The sequence below is a fragment of the Microcoleus sp. B3-D7 genome, from assembly GCF_036705305.1.
Lineage (GTDB): Bacteria > Cyanobacteriota > Cyanobacteriia > Cyanobacteriales > Microcoleaceae > Microcoleus.
This window is the reverse complement of sequence record NZ_JAUBUE010000024.1, coordinates 14,246-35,556: the sequence shown is the minus strand read 5'-3', so window position 1 is coordinate 35,556 and position 21,311 is coordinate 14,246. Positions and strand designations below refer to the sequence as shown.

General features: G+C 43.1%; 17 protein-coding genes and 1 pseudogene. 7 read left to right on the top strand and 11 right to left on the bottom strand.

The genetic code is table 11. The annotated features are described in order from the left end of the window. Nucleotides 1-504: 504 nt before the first annotated feature. On the bottom strand, nt 505-2,049 hold the full coding sequence (locus QUB25_RS17115) for a response regulator (protein ID WP_333184470.1): 1,545 nt from the start codon (nt 2,047-2,049) through the stop codon (nt 505-507). Then, entirely contained in the window at nt 2,042-7,975 is a 5,934-nt protein-coding gene (locus QUB25_RS17110; protein WP_333184468.1) for an AAA family ATPase, read from the bottom strand. Before QUB25_RS17110 ends, QUB25_RS17115 begins: the two co-directional genes overlap by 8 nt. Before the next feature lie 485 nt (nt 7,976-8,460). On the opposite strand from QUB25_RS17110, the gene QUB25_RS17105 reads away from it, so the two are divergent. Next, complete coding sequence (locus QUB25_RS17105) at nt 8,461-9,096, top strand: DUF1802 family protein (protein ID WP_333184465.1); 636 nt, start codon at nt 8,461-8,463, stop codon at nt 9,094-9,096. Here QUB25_RS17105 and QUB25_RS17100 read toward each other — a convergent pair. The 3 genes from QUB25_RS17100 to QUB25_RS17090 form a co-directional block, all read right to left on the bottom strand. Continuing rightward, complete coding sequence (locus QUB25_RS17100) at nt 9,083-9,733, bottom strand: ABC transporter permease (protein ID WP_333184462.1); 651 nt, start codon at nt 9,731-9,733, stop codon at nt 9,083-9,085. The genes QUB25_RS17105 and QUB25_RS17100 overlap by 14 nt on opposite strands. 153 nt (nt 9,734-9,886) lie before the next feature. Further along, nucleotides 9,887-10,642, bottom strand: coding sequence for an ATP-binding cassette domain-containing protein (locus tag QUB25_RS17095; RefSeq protein ID WP_333184460.1), 756 nt, complete (start codon nt 10,640-10,642; stop codon nt 9,887-9,889). Nucleotides 10,643-10,723: 81 nt separating this feature from the next. Further along, a complete protein-coding gene (locus QUB25_RS17090; protein ID WP_333184457.1) occupies nt 10,724-11,281 on the bottom strand; it encodes an NUDIX hydrolase in 558 nt (185 codons plus the stop codon). Nucleotides 11,282-11,536: 255 nt separating this feature from the next. On the opposite strand from QUB25_RS17090, the gene QUB25_RS17085 reads away from it, so the two are divergent. After that, nucleotides 11,537-11,809, top strand: a complete 273-nt coding sequence (locus QUB25_RS17085; RefSeq protein ID WP_333184454.1) for a hypothetical protein — start codon at nt 11,537-11,539, stop codon at nt 11,807-11,809. A gap of 441 nt (nt 11,810-12,250) precedes the next feature. Here QUB25_RS17085 and QUB25_RS17080 read toward each other — a convergent pair whose 3' ends face one another. Beyond that, nucleotides 12,251-12,682 carry a hypothetical protein gene (locus tag QUB25_RS17080; RefSeq protein WP_333184451.1) on the bottom strand — a complete coding sequence of 144 codons (432 nt, stop codon included), beginning with the start codon at nt 12,680-12,682 and terminating at the stop codon, nt 12,251-12,253. 249 nt (nt 12,683-12,931) lie between these two features. On the opposite strand from QUB25_RS17080, the gene QUB25_RS17075 reads away from it, so the two are divergent. Beyond that, the gene (locus QUB25_RS17075) at nt 12,932-13,123 is read left to right on the top strand and encodes a hypothetical protein (protein ID WP_333184448.1); all 192 of its coding nucleotides are present in this window, start codon (nt 12,932-12,934) and stop codon (nt 13,121-13,123) included. A gap of 68 nt (nt 13,124-13,191) precedes the next feature. Beyond that, nucleotides 13,192-14,103 carry a GTPase Era gene (era, locus tag QUB25_RS17070; protein WP_242725475.1) on the top strand — a complete coding sequence of 304 codons (912 nt, stop codon included), beginning with the start codon at nt 13,192-13,194 and terminating at the stop codon, nt 14,101-14,103. A gap of 142 nt (nt 14,104-14,245) precedes the next feature. On the opposite strand, the gene QUB25_RS17065 is transcribed toward era, so the two are convergent. Together QUB25_RS17065 and QUB25_RS17060 are read right to left on the bottom strand one after the other, a co-directional pair. After that, complete coding sequence (locus tag QUB25_RS17065) at nt 14,246-14,500, bottom strand: hypothetical protein (protein ID WP_333184446.1); 255 nt, start codon at nt 14,498-14,500, stop codon at nt 14,246-14,248. A gap of 148 nt (nt 14,501-14,648) precedes the next feature. Next, nucleotides 14,649-15,182, bottom strand: a complete 534-nt coding sequence (locus tag QUB25_RS17060) for a peptidoglycan-binding protein (protein ID WP_333184443.1) — start codon at nt 15,180-15,182, stop codon at nt 14,649-14,651. A 150-nt stretch (nt 15,183-15,332) separates the two neighbouring features. Here QUB25_RS17060 and QUB25_RS17055 point away from each other — a divergent pair. From QUB25_RS17055 to QUB25_RS17045, 3 genes and pseudogenes are all read left to right on the top strand, one after another. Beyond that, nucleotides 15,333-15,473: pseudogene (locus tag QUB25_RS17055) on the top strand (GTPase Era); the annotation flags it as partial. A 182-nt stretch (nt 15,474-15,655) separates the two neighbouring features. Next, the gene (locus tag QUB25_RS17050; protein ID WP_333184440.1) at nt 15,656-17,206 is read left to right on the top strand and encodes an ATP-binding protein; all 1,551 of its coding nucleotides are present in this window, start codon (nt 15,656-15,658) and stop codon (nt 17,204-17,206) included. A gap of 237 nt (nt 17,207-17,443) precedes the next feature. Continuing rightward, a complete protein-coding gene (locus QUB25_RS17045; protein ID WP_333184437.1) occupies nt 17,444-18,616 on the top strand; it encodes a PIN domain-containing protein in 1,173 nt (390 codons plus the stop codon). Nucleotides 18,617-19,045: 429 nt separating this feature from the next. Here the strand turns inward: QUB25_RS17045 and QUB25_RS17040 are convergent, their stop codons facing one another. From QUB25_RS17040 to petM, 3 genes are all read right to left on the bottom strand, one after another. Beyond that, the gene (locus QUB25_RS17040; RefSeq protein ID WP_333184435.1) at nt 19,046-19,963 is read right to left on the bottom strand and encodes an NAD(+) kinase; all 918 of its coding nucleotides are present in this window, start codon (nt 19,961-19,963) and stop codon (nt 19,046-19,048) included. Between the two features lies 1 nt (nt 19,964). After that, entirely contained in the window at nt 19,965-20,942 is a 978-nt protein-coding gene (locus tag QUB25_RS17035) for an NmrA family NAD(P)-binding protein (protein ID WP_190657002.1), read from the bottom strand. A 197-nt stretch (nt 20,943-21,139) separates the two neighbouring features. After that, nucleotides 21,140-21,244, bottom strand: coding sequence for a cytochrome b6-f complex subunit PetM (petM, locus tag QUB25_RS17030; RefSeq protein WP_333040919.1), 105 nt, complete (start codon nt 21,242-21,244; stop codon nt 21,140-21,142). Nucleotides 21,245-21,311: the final 67 nt, after the last annotated feature.

Below are 21,311 nucleotides of genomic sequence, written 5' to 3'. Positions count from 1 at the left end.
GCGACTACGCCGCACAGGAGGGTTCACCAACTAGACGATAAACATCGGAAAATTTGGACGTTTTAGTTGCCAAATTAAATATTTTGATAGCAGTCCGTTAATCCCTTCTAGGCTAGTCGCAAACTAGCTTCGAGATCAATAATCTAGGTGTTGCATAATAGCGGGATGATTGTGATTTTTATTGTGGGATGGGCGTCCCGCCCGTCCCGTGTATTTTAGGGCGTTGCATAATCGAAATATGAACTGTCCTAAATGTGAATCCGCCCCACTCAGCCATAACAAGGGATCATCTAATATTTGTAAAAAAACTTCTTCTCCTTCCTTCTGCCTCCTGCCTCCAAACTCCAATTTCTAGCTTGGCGGCAAAAGTGAGATGCTCCCGAAGGCTTCTATCCGTCTCTTACTTCATTACCTACAGTATTGGAATATCCCCCTGCATGAGCGATTTTGATTATAGTTTTGCAACCCTTAAAATTTATTGAAATTCCCTTAAGTTAAAATCAACTAAGAAATACCCAAAGCTGTTTCAGACATCGTAATTAAATTATTAGAAAAAATTTTCTGGTGAATTGGAATATCAATAATAAAGATTGCCCCCTGATTAGGAGCTGAAATACAATTGAGCTGACCCCCGTGTTTATCGACTACAATCTGATGGGAAATTGACAGACCAATACCAGTACCCTTCCCGATAGGCTTAGTAGTAAAAAATGGCTCAAATAGGTGTTGGCTAATTTCTTCTGTCATCCCAGGCCCGTTATCCTTAAAATGAATTAACACTCGATTAGATTCCGTGACCTCCGTGCGAATGAAAATCTTAGGAGGATTAGCTTTCATTTCACTTAACGATCGCGTCGTATTATAATCATCTATGGCATCAATAGCATTAGCAACAAGATTCATAAACACCTGGTTAAGCTGACCCGCATAACACTCTACCAGAGGCAGATTGCCGAATTCTTTGACCACCTCAATTGCAGGTCGATCGCCCCTTCCTTTAACGCGGTTATGCAAAATTAACAGAGTGCTATCAATACCCTGGTGAATATCCACTGGTTTCATCTCAGATTCATCCAATCGCGAGAAGATCCGTAGCGACTGAACAATTTCCCGAATCCGGTCTACACCTACCTTCATTGAACTCAGCAATTTAGGTAAGTCTTCAACCAAAAAATCTAGTTCTATTTCGTCTATTTTATCTTCAATTATTTGCTTAGTCGCAGGGAATTCTTGGTGATAAAGATTGACTAGCTCAATCAGATTTTTGGTATAATCATGGGCATAAGAAAGATTCCCAAAAATAAAATTAACGGGATTATTGATTTCATGGGCTACACCTGCAACAAGCTGACCGAGAGAAGACATTTTTTCGCTCTGCACAAGTTTAGTTTGGGTCAATTGCAATTCACGAAAAGCTTTTTCTAAACATTGAGCTTGGGTTCGCAATTGAGCTTCCGATTCTTGCAATCCCGCCTCTGCTTGCAGACGCTCTTGAATTTCCTGTTTGAGCAATTGATTGGATAGAAAAAGTTCAGCCGTCCTTTCGTCAACTCGCCTTTCCAACTCCGATGCTAGCTTCAAGAGCGAAGATTCCGCTTTGACACGCTGTTCGATTTCTGCTTCCAAGCACACATTTTTCTCTAGGAGCTTTTTCGACAGGTTGCGGAGCTTCATGTGGACATTAACACGAGCTAAAACCTCTTCATGCTGAAGAGGCTTAGTGATATAATCCACCGCACCCAGACTCAAACCTTTAACCTTATCCACCGTATCAGCAAGAGCCGTCATAAAAATGACGGGAATGTCTCTCGTTACATCATTCGCTTTCAAACGGCGACAAGTTTCAAACCCATCTATTCCCGGCATAAGCACATCCAACAGGATCAGGTCGGGCGCAGCATAGGCGACCTTCTGGAGAGCACTTTGGCCATCCCTAGCTACCAATACTTTAAAGCCAAAATCAGCCAAAAAATCGAACAGGACACCTAAATTAGTCGGGGTGTCATCTACGATTAAAATGGTGCTTGGTTCGGCAATTTCACTACTCATTAGCTGTCGTCCTATATTGTTTAATAAACTCTAGGATTTGTTGTTCTTCAAATCCTTTCGCTAACTGGCGCAGATGGGTAGCAAAGGGAACCCATTGCTCATTGAGTTGTTCGAGTTTTGCAGCTCGCTCCGCAATCCCTCGGAGATCGCCCATCATCGCTAGATCGAATAGAACGGCGATTTCCTCATCGGGGGGAGCTACAATTTCAGAACTTAGAGATTTTTTGTCTCCTTGTGCTTTCCTAATCTCTTCCTGGTTTTCTTCATAAATCCATTCTAACCCTAAATGAGTACGTAATTTTTCTAAAAGCTCCTCGATTCGTATGGGTTTGGGAATAAAATCATTACAACCTACCTCAACACTTTGTTGTCGATCGAAATCAAAAACGCTGGCAGAAGTAGCAATCACCACTAACTCAGTCTGACCTAGTGATTTGCGAATCCGGCGCGTTGCTTCTAAGCCACTCATTACTGGCATCATCAAGTCCATTAAAATACAGTCGGGCTTATACTCCACCGCCTTGTTTAAACAGTCCTGACCCTCCGTTGCTTCCAGAATTTCAAATCCTAACGGCTGAAGCATTCCCGCAATGATCGAACGATTCTGCCACTTATCGTCAGCTATGAGAATTTTTCGCTTTCCGCCTTTGAAACCAACGATTGTGTGGGCATTGGCTTTGGCTGCATTAGTCGCCCATTCCGATACCTCTGGCAAATCTAAATCGAAGAAGAAAATGCTCCCTTGTCCTAATGTACTCTTCACCTTTATTTCACCGCCCATCATCTGGACTAATTGGCGGCTAATTGCCAGTCCCAACCCGGTTCCTTCAACCTTGCGATTGGCATCCCCTACTTGGTGAAAAGGCAAAAATATATCTTGCAATTGCTCTGATGCCATACCAACTCCGGTATCTTCCACTTGAAACCGGATTTTGCCATCCTGATATCCTACTTTGAATGCCACCCCACCTTTTTCGGTAAACTTAATCGCATTGCCGAGTAAGTTGATTAAAACTTGCCGCAACCTTTTTTCATCACCCTGGACGGCAATAGGTAGTTGCGTAATAGCCTCGTAAATCAGGGAGATTCCCTTTTGTTCTGCCCGAATCTTGCAAATTTCAGCCAGGCCTTCCAAAAATTCTGATAAATGGAAATTACTCAGGTGGATTTCCATTTTTCGGGCTTCGATTTTAGAGAGGTCTAAAATATCGTTAATCAGGGTTAAGAGGTGATCGCCGCACTGACTAATGACGTTCAGGCCATCTTTTTGCTGGTCAGCCAAGTTTTTTTGTCGTTTCAGGATTTGCGTGTAACCCAAAATGCCATTAAGTGGGGTTCGGAGCTCGTGGCTCATATTAGCAAGAAACTCGCTCTTGGCAGAGTTGGCGGCTTTCGCTGATTTTTCTGCTTTTTGTAAATGGATATTTTTTTCTTGTAACTGTTGCGTTCTTTCTGCCACCTTCGCTTCTAAAGTAGCGTTTGCGGCTTCCAAATCGTTATAAAGACGCGCATTTTCAATCGAAATAGCTGCTTGAGAAGATAAAAGTTGTAAAACTTCTAAACGAGCGGGAGTAAAAGCGCCAGTTGTGAGATTATTTTCTAAATACAGAATCCCAGTAAGTTTTCCTTGATGAACGATTGGAGTACATAATACTGACTTGGGTTTTTGGTTGACGATATAAGTATCCGCTGTGAATGTTCCCTCACAAGTTGCATCGCTTAATACAACATTTCCCTGAGTTCTTGCAACATAATTTATCAAAGATATGGGTAGTTGCTCACTATTTTCCACTGGTATTGTTTGCAGAACTTCTACATCGCTATCTACGGTTCCATAGGCTTCTATTAGTAAAGTTCCCGCTTTTTCTAAAATGAAAATGCCACTTTGAGCGCCCGCATTCTCGATCGCAATTTTCATCAATTTTGCCAACAGCTTACTCAGTACAATTTCACCAGAAAGAGCTTGAGATGCTTTGATAACAGTAGCTAAATCTAGAAATCCTGCACTCCCTCCACTCGTCGAGGTAGTGCTCATCGTGACCTGGCTACTTTGACTTTCGGGCTTGGCTATCCGGGAAAATATTGGAGGATATCTGGCTTCCAAATCTTTGACTATAGCTTTAGCTCCCCAGCGGCTATATCCGTAGTAAGCATCGGTTAAATACATCAGAGCAAATTTATGTTTAGCGCGAGAAAAATAAAACTCTGCGGCCAGTTCGTTAGCTAAGGCTTCTTCTTGGATATATCCCTGTTCTTTGGCTCCTGCTATTGCGCGATCGTAATAATCGCTTGCTTCTAAAGGTTGTCCCAAAATCCGCGCTTTTTCTGCTTCTACTAACTCATACTTGTGCTGAAAATTACACGGCGCATGGAACGCCCAAGTCTTCATTCTTTCTTGGTTAGCTGCTACTACACTTAGATATTTTTCTTTCTCTTTTGGCGAGGCTTTTGCATACAGTGCTAGGAGGGAAAGAGAATGGTAAAAGTTGTCGATACTCATGTGGATTAATCCTGCACCCATGCTGGCGTATTTTAATGCTAAATTAGCAAAAATTACTGTTTGATTAAACTCTTTAAATAAATAAGATATCATCATTTTGCAGGCATAATAGGCATAGAGCAAAGTCCCATTGTTAGAAGCTATAATTCCTGGCAGTAGTTCTTCTTCATTAAAGCTTGCACCTAGTAAATGGTATTTGTCTGAGTTTTTGTCCAGTAAATTGTCAACTATTTGCTGGTGAACTTTCACAAATAAAGTATCATATTCTTGTTTGAGCTGAATAGTCATAGCAACATATTTTGCCTGTTCTTGCTCAAGTTTTTGTAGCTCTCCCCCGCTAAAAAGTAAGTGATTGCAATAATTGGCTATACTGTGACAAGCATATTCTATATCTCCAGTTTCTATACCACTTTGAATTGCATAAACCAAAGATTCTAGCGTTGCCTTAAGCGGATCTTTCCAAAACCTTGCCAGACAATTAAATATACAAATTATTTTTGATTTCAGGGTAAGGGCGTTAAAGTTTTCTAGTAAAAAAATAGCTAATTTGCCAAATCGATATCCAGAATCTATGTCTCCTAATCCTCCACAGAGTAACACTCCATACCAAACATAAGCAAAAGCCGATTCAGGCGAATTCCCATACTTAATAGACAAGGCTATTTTTGTATAAAGAATTTGCGTAAACATCGCAGGATTTACAATAAAAGCTGGTGTTATAATAAGATTTAATATTCGCATAGCTGCGAGTTTATCGGGAGCTGTCATTGTCGGCAAGTTAGCTAAATCATCAACTATCAGTTCTTGAGGTGGTTCTTGCTCTAGGCTAATTCCGAACATTTCGAGAACGGCGAGTCCATTATCTATAGCTGATATTCTCCGATTTTGAGACATCTCTAATTGAATTCTAAGTTCGTAGACCTTGCCTTTTTCGAGAAGGGTTTTCGTTTGTTTTAGGCTCGTCTCAGACAACTGTTGCGATCGCTCAAAGTTAGTGTTTATATATTCAGTTTCTGCAGCTTCCAGATGGAGGTTAAACGTCAGCTCATATTGAGTCTCCCAGCTATTCTCCGCGAGTAGTCCTAAACCCACATTCAAATATTTGACAGCCGACTCATAAGCTGTGGCAGCTTTGGCTTTCTGTCCGGCGATCAGATTCAGTTCTGCCAACTCATATCTTTCCCACTCTAAAGTGATTAAATCCGTTCCATAATTTAGTTGGTTAACCAGTGCAAAGATATTTTCTTTTCGTTCTTCAGGGGTTGTGGAATTCAGCAGTAGTTGACCAATTTTTCGGTGAGTTTCTTTTTTCTGATCGTCGGGTATCAGAGAATAAGACGCCTGTTGCACTCGGTCATGCAAAAACTTGTAGGTGACATTAAACTGCTCCGTTGAGTTTTCTGTAAATATTTCCGATTCAAATAGCAGGGGAATTTTGTAGGAATTATTTAGTGGCAGAACGAAACCAGCTTGTAGCGCTTCCCATAAATCCCTTGCCGTCTCTGACTGAGATTTTTTATTAGCAATTGCCAAAACGTCTAAACTAAATTTATCTCCTATACAGGCAGCTAATTTTAACACATTCTGCGTCGGCGAGGATAGCTTTTGAATTTGGCTGACCATCAATTCAACGACATTATCGCTGATATCAATGCCTTGAAGCAGTTGGATATCCCACTGCCAACAAACTATATCGAAATCAAAGGATAGAAGTTTGTCTAGATAAAGGGATTTGAGCAGTTGAGTTAAGAAGAAGGGATTTCCCTGGGTTTTCTTAAAAACTAACTCAGCCAGGGATAAAACTTCGGAAATGTGACTGCGAAGAGTTTCGCTCACTAATTGGTTAACATGAGAGAGTTCTAAAGATTGGAGGATAATATTATTTACTCTTGCCCTACTATTTTGAATTTGCTCTAAGGTATAAATTAAGGGATGAGTGGCACTGACTTCATTATCTCGATAAGCCCCAATTAATAGCAGATATTTACTATCTGGATCGGTCATAATTAGCTGGATAAGCTTGAGGGAAGCCGAATCTGCCCACTGCAAGTCATCCAAAAATATCACTAGGGGGTGTTCGGGTTTACTAAACACCTGTATAAATTTTTGAAACACTCGATTAAATCTGTTTTGAGATTCAGTGGGTCCCAAAGTCGGAACCGCAGGCTGTGGATCAATAATCTTTTCTACTTCGGGAATAACCTCAATAATAATTGACCCATTGGCACCAAGTGCTTCGAGAATTTTAGCTTTCCAAATTGCTATTTGAGCAGAATTTTCAGTGAGCAGTTGCCGCATCAATCCTTGAAATGCTTGAATTAAAGCAGCATAAGGAATATTCCGCTTAAACTGGTCAAATTTACCGGAAATAAAATACCCTCGTGCTCCGACTATAGGTTTATCAACTTCGTTAACTAAGGAAGATTTGCCGATACCTGAATAACCGGAAACTAGCATCATTTCCGTTGTCCCACCACTGACGCGAGCGAAGGCTTCTAGCAAACTAGCAACTTCTCTTTCCCGTCCATAGAGCTTTTGCGGAATCATAAATTGGCTGTAGGAATCTAGTTGACCTATCATAAAGGGGAAAATCTCTCCAGCAGAAAGCATCTGCTGGCAGGTTTCCAAGTCAATTTTTATTCCGAAAGCACTTTGATATCTATCTTCAGCAGTTTTAGATAATAACTTCATTACAATTTCAGAAACTGCATCCGGGATTTCTGGATTCAGCTTTTTAGGTGGTATGGGTGCTTTAGCTATATGGCAATGAACGAGTTCTAGGGGGTCTTTTGCGGAAAAAGGTAGCTTACCCGTCAGCATTTCATAAAATGTAACACCAAGGGAGTAAAAGTCGGTACGGTAGTCCACTGATCGGTTCATTCTGCCGGTTTGTTCCGGCGACATATAAGCAAGAGTTCCTTCTAATAAGTTGGGATTTGTGACAGTTTGATTTTCTCGTTCTAAAAGAGAAGCAATGCTAAAATCAATAATTTTTACTTCTTTGGTCTCTGAGTTAATTAGGATATTTGAGGGTTTAATGTCTTTATGAATTACATTCCTGTGATGAATTTCTCCCAACGTTTTTGTCAACTGAATTCCGATTTTTAGAAAGGCGTTTATAGCCAAGGGTTGATTGTTAAGAAAATCTTTCAAAGATTGACCGCTAAAATTTTCTACTATCAGAGCTAAGCCGTTATGATAGTTTTCTAAGGCTATGGGTTTGACTATTCCTTGACTGTCTAAATGTCGGAGTATTTTATGTTCGTGTCTTAATCGAGAAATTTCTTCGATTGTCGGATGCTCATCTTTGAATGTTTTGATAATTGCTGAGGTTTTATCACTCTCTTTGATGCCGCGATAAATAATAGTATTGACACTTTCGTAAATAGCGGCGCTTAGGTTGTAACCCAAAATAGTAATGCTCATGTGCGTAATTTCACTAATAACAAGTTGAAGAGCAGGCGGTATTTCAGTAGGTCTACTGATATTTATGACAGAACAGAATTAATAAAGAATTTTCAATGCACTATCAATAAGTATAATCAAAACTTTTTGAATAATATTTAAATTTTAACAAATCTCAATATGGTTGTTTGCTAGCTAATATGCGAGAATATTTAAATTTTATTAAATGTTTAAGTAAAGTCCTGAAAAAATTAACGACAAAATTGCTGAATATACCGATGTGATAGTACAGGATAGCTGGGACACAGAAGAGACGATTATTTTATTTGCTAGAGTAATAAAGAAAACAGCAGTTGGCTCACGATGTAGTCCAACCAATTATTGTCTCTATCAAAATAAGGTAGTCCTACATACTCACGACTACCTTATTTTAACAGGAAAAAATGGCTGTACTTGCTTGAAACTACCGATTTTTGTTATTATTGTTAAAACTCAACTAAGTTCCTATGAAATCAACTACTAGGGCGCTGAAAGAATGGAATGTAGCAGTTAATGCTTTGGAACAAGGTCAAACGATTGTGCTGTTGCGGAAGGGGGGAATTCGCGAGCAAGCAGGACAGTTCAATGTCACTGACAAACAGGTTTTGCTGTATCCAACTTTTGAACACCAACAGCCGGGTTTATTAAAGCCGGAGTTTGCACATCAAGTCAAGACTGTCGAATCTGGTTGGCATCCTGAAGTTATTAGAATTGGCAGTTGGGCGGAGATTACTGATGTTTTTTTGGTAGCTTGGGAACCGGCAATTACTGCGCTATTTCCGTACCATATTTGGAATGAAAATTTTGTCATCGATCGCCTGAAATGGAAACAAACTCAGCCAATTTATATTTTATTGCTGCGGGCTTATCGCCTTGCAGAAAGCCGCGAAATTCCCTACATTCCTGAATACGGCGGTTGCCGTTCTTGGATTGATTTGGCAGATCCTATTTCGCTGGAGGGAAGCCAAGCTGTTTTGAGCGATCGCGAGTACATTCAACGCTCAAATGAAATCCGCAATCTGATAGCAAGTCCTGTTAATGCTTCTGGTTCGCAGAGAGTGACAACGCTGACGGAAGGTAGCCAGGATTTTAGTCCTCATTAATAGTTTTTAAGGTACTTTTCGAGAGGCGCGCTTCTACCAAGCCCAACCCAAAATCCGCAGCTAAGGCCATTAAAGCCGCCGGAATTGCCCCAGCCAAAAGTAACTGATTGTTGACGGTAGCAACGCCGCGAAAAATAAACACCCCCAAGCCACCCGCGCCAATTGCAGCGGCGATTGTAGCAAGTCCGATCGCAATTACAGCAGCAACTCGCACCCCCGCCAGAATCACGCCCAGTGCCAGGGGAATTTCCACTTGCCATAACAGTTGCATATCAGTCATCCCCATGCCTCTTCCTGCTTCCGTAATCGCTGGATCGACGCCGACAATACCAGTATAAGTATTGCGGATAATTGGCAGTAAAGAATACAGAGTGAGGGCGATAATTGCCGTGCGATCGCCTATTCCACCCAATACCGGCACCGGGATTAGCAAGCCAAACAAAGCTAAACTGGGAATTGTTTGCATAATATTAGCAAAACCCAAAATTGGCTTTTTCAATTTTGGTTTTCTGGTGACTAAAATTCCGAGGGGGATACCTACAATAATAGCGATAAAAATTGCCACAGCTACTAAATATAAATGTTCACTGGCGCGCTTAATTATCTCAGCGCCATACCGATTGATAAATTGCATCATGTGGAAATTAGTAATTAGGAATTCAGAATTGTAAATTTTACTATAATCCAGTATCTCGTATGAGTCGGTTCACCAATATCTTTGATTTCCAGCCATCAGCTTCAAAAACCGACCCATAGCCATAAATGAATGATGCGATCGCACATCATATTATTACCCAGTCCCGGGTAATTGCAAACATTCAAGAAATGCGCGAGCTTCGGGATGCTGAGATTTTAGAAAATCATCAGGTTTTGCCAATTCAATCAACCGTCCATCTTGCATCAAACCAATTCTCGAAGCTAACAAAAAAGCTTCTTGAATGCCGTGAGTCACAAAAATCACTGTTTTGCCGAGTTGCTGCTGCAATTGACCGAATTCTCGCTGTAATTCCAGACGAGTAATGGGGTCTAAAGCACCAAACGGTTCGTCCATTAACAATATCGGAGGGTCAGCCGCCAGTGCTCTAGCGACGCCTACCCGCTGCCGCTGTCCGCCGGATAACTGATGGGGATAGCGTTTGGCAAAGTGCTGGGGGTCGAGGTTGACTAATTCTAACAGTTGCCGGACGCGAGATTGAATGCGATCGCCCTCCCAACCTTCTAATTTTGGCACTAAACCGACGTTTTGCTCGACAGTAAAATGGGGAAACAAACCGATTTCTTGAATCACATAGCCAATTTTTCGGCGTAGTTGAATTGAGTTCCACTGAGTTGTCGGTTTTCCCATGACAAGAACTTCGCCGCTGCTTGGCGTTAGTAAATTGTTAATCAATTTCATGGTAGTAGTTTTGCCACTACCGCTGCGTCCCAGCAATACTAAAACTTCTCCTTGCAGCACTTTGAAATTGAGTTTGTCTACTAAATGCCTGCGGTTTAGACGATATGTAACGTCGAGGCATTCGACAGCAACTTCATTATTGAGAGGCATGATTAGTTTTGGTGATTTGGGTTTTCAGCAACTTAAAATGGGCGACCCTCGGAAAACAATTCCTAATCTAAAATCTAAAATCTAAAATCTAAAATCGACTTGATTTTGCCATTCTAGCAGTAAGGCTCGACATTGGAGGCAAGTTAATTTTTTGAGCAAGTCGCGAATTCCGTCTGGGGTGAGAGGATATTCAGCACCGATCCGTTCGGGGTTTACTGTTGCTGTAGGGTGCAATTCTGCAACAAAACCGTAGAGTTTTTGATTGGAGAAGGAACTGTTTATTGCCCAGCCGACGGTGTTAATCGGTTCGAGGCGGGCGATCGCACTTTCGGTCACGCCTAGCTCTTTTTTGAGTATAGCTGGAACTTCCGCGGCTGGCGTGGCTTCGGCTTCTACGCGACCGCCGGGAAAATCCAGGGTTGCTTCTGCCACGCCAGGGCGATACATCGGTGGGGGAAACAGCAATTTGTCAGCTTGAATGGTCAAGATTACAACTGAATCTGCTCTTTCTACTCGCCAATATTCTACTGTTTTTCCTTCTGTTGTTTCGAGATGTTCCGCGATTAGTTTTACCCAACGAGAGTTGATTTCTACAAAGCGGTCTAGAGTTTTCCACTGGGATTTTGCAGTTTGGTTCATGTCGGAATTTTTTAAATAAATCAGATGTTGCTTGCTATGGTAGGCGATGGTTGCCGAGCGCAACAATCGCCGATCGACCTTTTCAGCTTTGAACCAGTTTTTTCCTCTCGATTGTAAATTTTTGCTACAACCTTACACATTCCCCTAGATAATTCGGTAACATAGACTACAGAATCCAAAAAGTTTATCTGCGCCTTCGCTCTGCGTTGTTTCAACCGCGCCCTGGTGCAGACTCTTAGCTCAAAAGGAGTAGTTATGCAACTGCAAACAGATATTCGTACTTGGCAATCCCAAGCAACGCCAGGAAACTTCGCCAGTGCCCGCGACTGGGAAAAATTTGGCTGCGCCGTACCTGCACCAAAATTGGCTCCTTCTATGTGGGTTAAATTGTTCAATCCGCCAACCGCATTCAGCTTTGACGAAGCGTGGCTGTTGTGTGAATGTTCGGAAGAACAGTGGCTAGCTTGGATTCCTGATTATGGCGAAATTTTACTGAGTACACATGAATTTTGCGCTACTAAATCGTGAATTACGCAGACAAAATTTGATAAACCAGGTGTTAAAATCCATATCCCTAGGGTTCCACGGGATTTTTTGGAAAAAAGCTGGTTTCTGCGTAATTATGTCGTTTGCAGTGAGGAATGCAAGTCCTTATCACAGTTTAAGGACTTGCATTCCTCACTACAAACCTCTTCTATGATGTCATTTCAGCCGATATCATAGAAGCCCTAATAGATATTAATTGAAATTTCGCCAACAAAAAGAGCAATAGAAAACCTATTGCTCTTTTTGTTCAAAAACACTCTCTAGTTTTTATCTTTAAGATAGCGGAAGTTATATCAACTGGCCTCGATTGACCCCAATATCGCTGCGGTGACGGGTTTACTGTATCGATGCTTGCATTGGAGATATTGGTGAACCCGCCGTTACAGCAATTACGGTCAATTTAGCCCCTGTGATATTGCTGGCTTATTTGCAAACTGCACGGTTATTTGCGTTTCTGACAATCGTGCCTACTCTACCATTAATCTGAATCGGGTTCTTAGTGCTGGCTCGAATCAAGAGTGGTTGTTTGGCGAGACATTCTCTGATTGATGTTGCCCAGGCGGTGAGAGCTCCGGTGTATTCTGTACGACCCGCTGGGGCGCGAAACTGATCGGTAATTAGGAAATCCGAGGTGATGCTAGTGTCAGTACCAACATTGGTAATAATTGGAAAGTCAAAAGCTCTGGGCAAGGTTCTGTCCTGGATTCTGCCCGGTAGCAACTGGTATTTCTTTGAGCCACCCTTGTAATCAATACCTGCTTCAGGGCTTGTGGGAGGGCTTGTTTGAGCCAAGGCGGAAACAGGCAAGCTTGCTACCAAAACGGTGCAGCAACTCCAAAATAATTTCGATTTCATCTGATTCATCTCCTCAACTTTATGACGATTAGCACTAATTTAGGTATGCTCAAAAGACACTAGCTTTTATTTAGAAAGCGCCTGATGATATTGAGCTTTTGAGTTTGAGTTCAACTTACCTAATTTATTACCAAACATCTTCAAAAATGTTAAAACTGGTTGGCCTGACAAACTGTAGAAAAGTTTCAGTTGAGTTAGATATTTACACATCTGAAGTTGTTACAGCATTGGGGAGTCGGTTTTACCAGAATGATTCATTTTCGATCGATGTCATTGGAACTTTATCAAATTTTGTCTCAGATATCAAGTTTTGCCGATCGCGTATCACGTTTTAACACTGGTTTGCGGCTCGATCGAGGTTTGAGTGTGGCGCGCTATACCAGGGCGAGAAAGATGCTACAGTGCATCGATGGGCGTTTGAGTATTTTCAGGCGACAATAGACAGAGAAGGGGCTTGAAAATAGGTGATTTTAGTGGAAGATAGTAAATTTATCGACGTATCGGACATTATGGGTGTTCCCGTGGCTCCGGCGGGTTACAAATCGGGCTTTGTGGGTATTGTCGGACGCCCGAATGTCGGAAAATCAACGCTGATGAATCAGTTGGTGGGGCAGAAAATTGCGATTACTTCGCCGGTGTCTCAGACGACACGTAACAGGCTGCGGGGCATCCTAACGACACCGGAAGCACAAATTATTTTTGTAGATACTCCCGGAATTCACAAGCCGCATCACCAATTGGGCAAGGTTTTGGTGCAGAATGCCCGCACCGCGATTCAGTCGGTGGATGTGGTGCTGTTTGTGGTGGATGGTTCGGTGGAATCGGGAGGGGGCGATCGATATATTGTCGAAATTCTCAGCAATTGCAAAGTTCCGGTGATTTTGGGGATGAATAAGTTGGACGAACAACCGGAGGATTCCGTGTTGATCGATCGAACTTACGAGCAAATTGTCAATCCTGAGTGGCCTGTAGTGAAATTTTCCGCTCTCACGGGCGAGGGTGTCGAGCCGCTGCAACAATTGTTAATCGAACATTTGGACGTTGGCCCTTATTATTATCCGCCAGATTTGGTGACTGACCAGCCGGAACGTTTTATTATGGGCGAATTGATTCGGGAACAGATTTTGCTGCTGACGCGGGAAGAAGTGCCGCATTCTGTAGCAATTGCGATCGACATTGTTCAAGAAGAAGCAAAAATTACGCGCATTCTGGCGACAATTCACGTCGAACGGGATTCCCAAAAAGGCATTTTAATCGGTAAAAGCGGCAGTATGCTCAAGTCGATCGGCAGTGCGGCCCGAGAACAGATTCAAAAGTTAATTGAAGGCAAAGTGTATTTGGAGTTATTTGTCAAGGTGCAGCCGAAGTGGCGGCAGTCTCGCACCCGTTTAGCCGAATTGGGCTATCGCGTGGAAGAATAAAGCGAACTGATGGAGCAAATAAGGGCGATCGTTGAGAGATTTTACAACTGAACTTCCCCTCGTAGGCAGAAGTTCAGTTTAAATCATTGTCCTAAAAACTCCGCCCGCAACTGTCAACTGTCAACTGTCAACTGTCAACTCTTTAAGGACGTTCGGCAAATTTTTGAACAGCTTTTGGTGCAAAAGCAGCAACTAAAAAAGAAGTTGTAATGTATTTGCCATCAGCATTCTTGCTAGTTATTGTGATGACACCAAACACAATTGCTGCAATCAGTGCAATAAAACTCATCGCTCGCATTGCCGAGTAGTGTCCATTATCTTCCTGCAAAAATTCAGCCAGCTCTTGTCCGGGTTCAGAAGAATTTGCTGGAGCTTCAAGGATAGCAGAATGTGTCATTTGATTAACCTCATAAATGATTAAAGCTTAACTAACAGGACTTACGCAACAACGGAGAAATTAAACTTCCGTAGTTGTAAGGTGCGCGTTTCGCACCCTACAATTAGAGTCGGCACGTAAGTCCTATACCAGTGAGATATACCGTTGTTTAGTGCGGTAACTTGCTCAAAGCGTGCCAAGTTCTCGGCCCGACAATTCCATCGGCTGGTAAACCCTTAATCGTTTGGAACTGGATCGTCGCTACTTTGGTCATAACCCCGAAGTATCCGTCAACAAAACCGAAATAGTATCCATTCAATTTCAAGACATTCTGAACAATTTTGACAGCATTACCTGAACTACCAATCATGAGAGTCGGCATATTCACAGGTGCACCAGAGTATAGTGCTTGCCAGGTTAGAGGACTGACAATCCCATCTTCAGGTAAAAAGACGCGGTGTTGATAGTCTTTTACGGCGTCTTCAACATAGGTGTCGAAAATACCATCGATCGAAAAACCGTAATAATAGCCCCAATGATATAAAAGCTGTTGCAGTTCTTTGACGGCTGGACCAGTAGAACCCCGTTTTAAAGTAGGTTTCATGAGTTTAGACGCTTCAGCAACTGCAAGAGTTGATTGAGAAGTAGTATCGGCGACGACAGCGATAGCTTGATTATTGAGAGTTTTTTCTTCTGTAAACATGATGGGAATCCTCTGTGCATTCGAGTGTTTTCATTTGATATTTCAGGTATAACTGCTGTCTTCGGTGGCTTCACAGTCGCTTTTTATAGTGACGCTTTTGTGAGTTCACACATTGGAGTGTCACTCATTTGAGTTATATCGTTTCCGCTTACAGTCGGCAGTGCGCCGCGAGAACAGATTCAAAAGTTAATTGAGGGCAAAGTATATTTGGAGTTATTTGTCAAAGTGCAGCCGAAGTGGCGGCAGTCTCGCACTCGTTTAGCGGAATTGGGCTATCGGGTAGAAGAGTGAAACTTTGGCAGTTGGCAGTTGGGGTTCTTCCGTTCTATGAATCAAGAATCGAGCACGACTTTCGCTCTGAGAGAGTTTCATCGGGGCCGGAGAGTCGATACAAACCCCCGCTTAACAACTAGAACGCCTTTCCAACAACACTACAGTAAACTGAGAGCAGCCCCATTCGCCCCAGTTGACCTATGCCGCGTTGGTTCAATACTGCCGGCCCCTGCCGCGATGACATCCACTATCAGCTTCCTGCCACCCGTCGCCTCCCAAATTTAGAGCGACTGATTGCTCAGCAAAGCTATTTCGTCATCCATGCACCCCGGCAAGTGGGGAAAACCACCGCTATGCTGGCGTTAGCCAAACAACTCACCGAAAGCGGACAATATACAGCCGTGATGCTGTCGGTAGAAGTCGGCGCACCCTTCAGTCAAGACATTGCTGGTGCAGAAGAGGCTATTTTGGGGGCTTGGCGAGATAACAGTTCCGTCCGTCTCCCACTCGAACTGCAACCGCCAGACTGGACAAGCATACAGTCGGGACAGAAAATTCGGGCTGCTTTACAAGCTTGGACACAAGTTTCATCTCGTCCTTTGGTCATTTTTATCGACGAAATTGACGCACTACAAGACCAAGCTTTGATTTCTATTCTGCGCCAATTACGCGATGGTTATCCCAATCGCCCGAAAGCGTTTCCGCAATCGGTGGGTTTAATTGGTTTGCGGGATGTTCGCGATTACAAAGTGGCTGCGGGGGGAAGCGATCGACTCAATACATCCAGTCCGTTTAATATTAAAGTGCGATCGATTACTCTGAGAGATTTTAATGCAGAAGAAGTCGCCGAACTCTACGCGCAACATACCCAAGATACCGGACAAGTTTTTACACCTGAAGCCGTAGCCTTAGCTTTTGAACAGACTCAGGGACAACCTTGGTTAGTGAATGCTTTAGCTAAGGAAATTGTAGAAGAATTAGTTACCGATGAATCGATCGCTATTACACCCGACCATATTTTAGAAGCCAAAGAAATTCTCATAAAACGGCAAGATACGCATTTGGATAGCTTGGCAGAACGACTGCGAGAAAACCGAGTCAAAGCCATTATCGAGCCGATGCTAGCCGGACGAGAATTGCCAGAATCTTCTAATGACGATCGCCAATACCTCGTAGATTTGGGCTTGCTCAAACGAGATCCAGCCGGGGGTTTAGTCATCGCCAATCCGATTTATCGAGAAGTGTTGCCGCGAGTTTTGGCGCAAGGGCCGCAAGATAGTTTACCGATTATCCGTCCGAGTTGGTTGAACGATCGCGGCGAACTACTACCAGATGCACTCCTGCAAGCGTTTCTCGCGTTTTGGCTGCAACATGGTGAACCGTTATTCAAAAGTGCGTCTTATCCCGAAATTGCACCGCATTTAGTATTGATGGCATTTCTGCATCGGGTGATTAATGGTGGGGGAACATTGGAACGGGAATATGCGATCGGACGCGACAGAATGGATTTATGTCTGCGTTATGGTGAGGTAACATTGGGAATTGAACTGAAGGTTTGGCGAACTCGGAAAGTCGATCCATTGAGTAAAGGGTTGGAACAGTTAGATGGATATTTGGCTCGATTGGGACAAGATGAAGGGTGGTTGGTGATATTCGATCGTCGCGAGAATGCACCCGAATTAGAAGAACGACTGAATACTGAAATTCATCTGACACCCATGGGGCGAACCGTTACAGTTATTCGTGCGTGAAGAAGTTCTGATAAATGTCTCGATTTTTCCGATCGCCGAGGGTGTGCGATCGACTCTAATCTCAAATATAATAAAGATAGCTTGTTTCAGTGCGACGACTTAAGTGATTGAGTCGAATCGTGTGGCAAATTCGATCGAGGAAAGGAGATTCCGATAGGGAGTAATAACGGGTTGAAATTTATCCGTAATTTGTGGTATTGTCATCTTATAATAAACGACATTTAGTAAGCTTCAAAAATGGAAATAAAACCTCCTCCTCGGTTAGTTGCTCTTGATACACAGGTTTTTGATAGCTATAATTTTAACTACAATTCAAAAGTTTTTCGCACTTTAGTTGAACTTGCTCAGCAAGGAAAAATAAGGCTGCTTTTAACTTCTGTCACTCTTCATGAAATAAGAGCGCATATTACCGAAGGTGCTGTATTAACCTCCAAAGCGATTGAGCAAGCTATAAACGATTTGAAGAAAAAGCGTTTTAAACCGCAAGGAGATACTAAAAGAGTCAAAATTTCTGCGAATTCTGGCTTGCTAAATGAATTCAAGAAAAAAGTTCAAGAGCTGGCTCCGAATTTCGATCAAATTAATCAAGAGCTTCTCGACCAACTTGAAGCTTTTTTACAAGAAACTGACTTTAAAATAATCGAAGTCGATCGGGTGTCAGTGGTTGATATTTTTGAAAATTATTTTTCTGGTACTCCACCATTTGGTGAAGGAAAAAAGAAATATGAGTTTCCAGACGCTTTTGCGCTCTTAGCTCTTCAAAAGGAGGCACAAGACAGAAACAGAATAATTTATGTCGTTAGTGGAGATTCCGATTGGGAAAAGTTTTGTTCTTCGAGCGAAGACCTGTCTTTGATTGGAAAGCTCGATGAATTATTGGAAACTATAATTCGAGAAACCGATTCAGATGAGGTTGATGAATGCTATGAACTATATAGCGACAAAGAAGATGAAATAAAAGGATACATACAGAATAACTTCTCGGCTCTGAATTTTTCAATTGATTTATCTGGAAGTAGCTTGATTGAATGGGGCAGTGAAGAAATTGAAGTTGAGGTCAATTCAGTAGATATTATTGATTCCTCATTAGTTAATATCGATGATTCTGAGGCAGATCAACCTTCAGTAGTGTTTGAGCTAGAAGCCGAGGTGCATTATGACGCCAAGGTAAGCTATGAAAGCTTAGAATATGCGATTTACGACAGAGAAGACGATATGTACTATGGAGGAAAAAAAATAGATACAGTCTTTACTCAGTCCCTTAAGTTAAACGTGGAAGTCACGCTCACTCTATCTAGGGATAAAGACTACTCCTTATGTGATGCGGACATAGAAGATATTACTATCGACCCGAATAATACTTTGGGTGAAATAGTTATTGATACAGGTTTTGAGGATGACTATTACTAGAGCGGGAATTTGCAGCTAAAACTTGTTGTGGGATGAAAGAAAAAATAACAAGATATAAAGTTTAACGCCTAACACTTCCTTGGTGTGGACGAAATATAGGTTATCAGTGAGAGTTCGAGGTTACCTGTCGCCGCACAACTTCACCGTTATCTCGCAAACGCTGCCTGACCTTGGAGATGATTCGGAAGCTCGATCGAGAATTAAGGATTCCGGTAGATAAATGTCGCCCTACATTACCCACACTAATTGCTGCTTTATTCTACGATTTATCAACAGATAAAGAAATCAAAATCCCTTCAATCGGTGAAAAACGGGAACGGGAATTGCGGTCTCCTACAGCTAGGACTTGATATGATATCTACGAGCAAGCCAACTGGTTGAGCCAACAATCCCCGTACCTTGATAGTCGGGGAGTGTCAACAACAACTATCAAGGCAACTCAACCGAACTCGGTTTAGCAATGTGAGGCAAGCCCCAGCCCAATTTTTCCCGCAAAATGTGGAAAAACTCAAAAGATTGCACCCGAATAAAGCGGGCTGGGTACGGAGCTCGCTCGACTTGCACCCAATCCTCGGGCAGAACATAACATCCGCCGTTCCCGTCTACCACCATTACCAGGCGGTTCGGACTCGCCGGCAAAATCTTGACCGGCTCGGTGTTGGAAAACACCAAAGCCCGCGAAGCCATTGAATGCGGGCAAATAGGCAGCAACTGCAGCACCGGCACTCCGGGAATGATGACAGGCCCACCGGCTGAAAGGGCGTAAGCTGTCGATCCTGTCGGAGTTGCGATGATAACTCCATCTGCGGCAATGTCAATAGAGGCGTGCTGACCGATCGCCACTTCAAAATGACACATACAAGTCAGCGGTTCCCGGTGCAGCACCATTTCATTGAGACAAAGGGCTTCCCAGAGGCAGTCGTTTTCTCGAAACAGCCGCACCGCCAGCATCGATCTTTCTTCTATTTCGTATTCTCCGGCGATTACCTTTTCCAAAGCTTGCGGCAGCAAGTTCAGGTAAGTTTCTGTTAAAAAGCCCATGTGACCGGTATTGACAGTCAGCAGCGGCACTCCAATCGGAGCAACTTGGCGAAATGCCGACAGCACCGTACCGTCGCCGCCCAAAACCACTGCAAACTCCATGTCGCTGTCAAAACCGGGGGGGACGAGTTGTTCGATCTGAGTGTGGCACAGGGGGCGATCGGGGCTAGAATAACCCAGAATTCCTCCGGAACCAGAAACCGAGCAAACCTCCCAGCCGCGGGCAGTCAGCTTGTCTTCCAACTCTGCGGCGATGCGACAAGCCACAGGTTTAACGTCGTTGTATATAATCCCAGCTTTCGGCACTTTAAAATGTAAAGGGCATTTTTTGTTTACTCCGTTTTTTAGTCTTAAGCTGCTCGTACTCTATTTCCTTGAGCTTCTTCATAATCAGATTAAAGTATTCTTCGAGATAAGACTCCAAAGTAGTAGTTTCTTTGGGGTCGATTCCGAAGACACTGTAAACATCATCCATCGGAGCTTTCAAGGGTTTTCCGGCTGCCAAAACTTCTGAAAAAGCCAACCTGTCAGCTACGTTCCAACTCCACTGAAAGAACTTAGCAAATTGACGAGTAGCCTTCAACAAGGCGTCTGGGGTGCGCGTAATTTTAGCTTGCTTCCCTGACAGCCGTTCGCACAACCGCACGATTTCGTCAGCATCCCAAGCGCGATTCCCCACCACCGGAAAACTTTTTTTCTCGGTTTCAGGAACGGAAAGGGCCCGGACGGCAAATTTAGCAACGTCCTGAGTGTTCATGTAGGCAAGGGCAGATGGCTTATTGGGCAGCCAGACTGCCTGATTGTCCAAAATCGGCATTGCATACAGGCTCAGCAGTCCTTGCAAAAAGCCGCAAGGTCTCAAGATTGTGTAGTCTAAACCGGATTCTGCTAAAAACAGTTCGGTACAACGCTTGATTTCCAACAACGGGACTTGGGGATATTTCTCAGCGTCTAGAAAGGAAAAGAATATGTAACGCTTGATGCCTGCTGCTGCTGCTGCTTGGATCAGCGATACTTTCCCGTCCCAGTCTACTCTTTTGATGCTGACAGAATCGGCTGCACTGGCTGTTGCTGCATCGATAATAGCACTGACGCCTTCTAGGGCCGGAGGCAGACTGTCTGGCTGGCAAAGGTTCCCCGGTACGAGTTCAGCGCCCCATTCTTTCAAAAATGCAGCTTTTCTGTAACTTCTGACTAAACAGCGCACCTGGTAGCCCTCGTCTAGGGCGCGGCGGGCTATCTGGCGGCCGAGAGTGCCGGTGGCACCTAAAATCAATAAAGTCATCTAGGGATTAATTATGAATCTTAAACTTTCAATAAGATGGTATCAGGTTTTTGTTAAGTTTTTTATAAAAACTTAACAAAAACCTGAATTTTTCTCATTTTAGGCTTGAGATATTCGGCAGAAGGCTGGCTTTAGGCAGCAAGTAGACTCTAGAAGGCAGAAGGTAGAAGGCTTCTGAAGGATTGGTTGAAAAAAACTTATTCTTCGCCGCCTTGCAATTTGAGCAGGAGGAAGCCTCCAGCTATACCCACGAAAATTAGGGAAAAGGACAAAAAGGCTGCATTGAAAATTTCAGGATTCATGGTTTTGATATGTCCAATTGGGCGATCGCATTAAATAAAGATAATATAATTTGGGGCAACCAGGTAC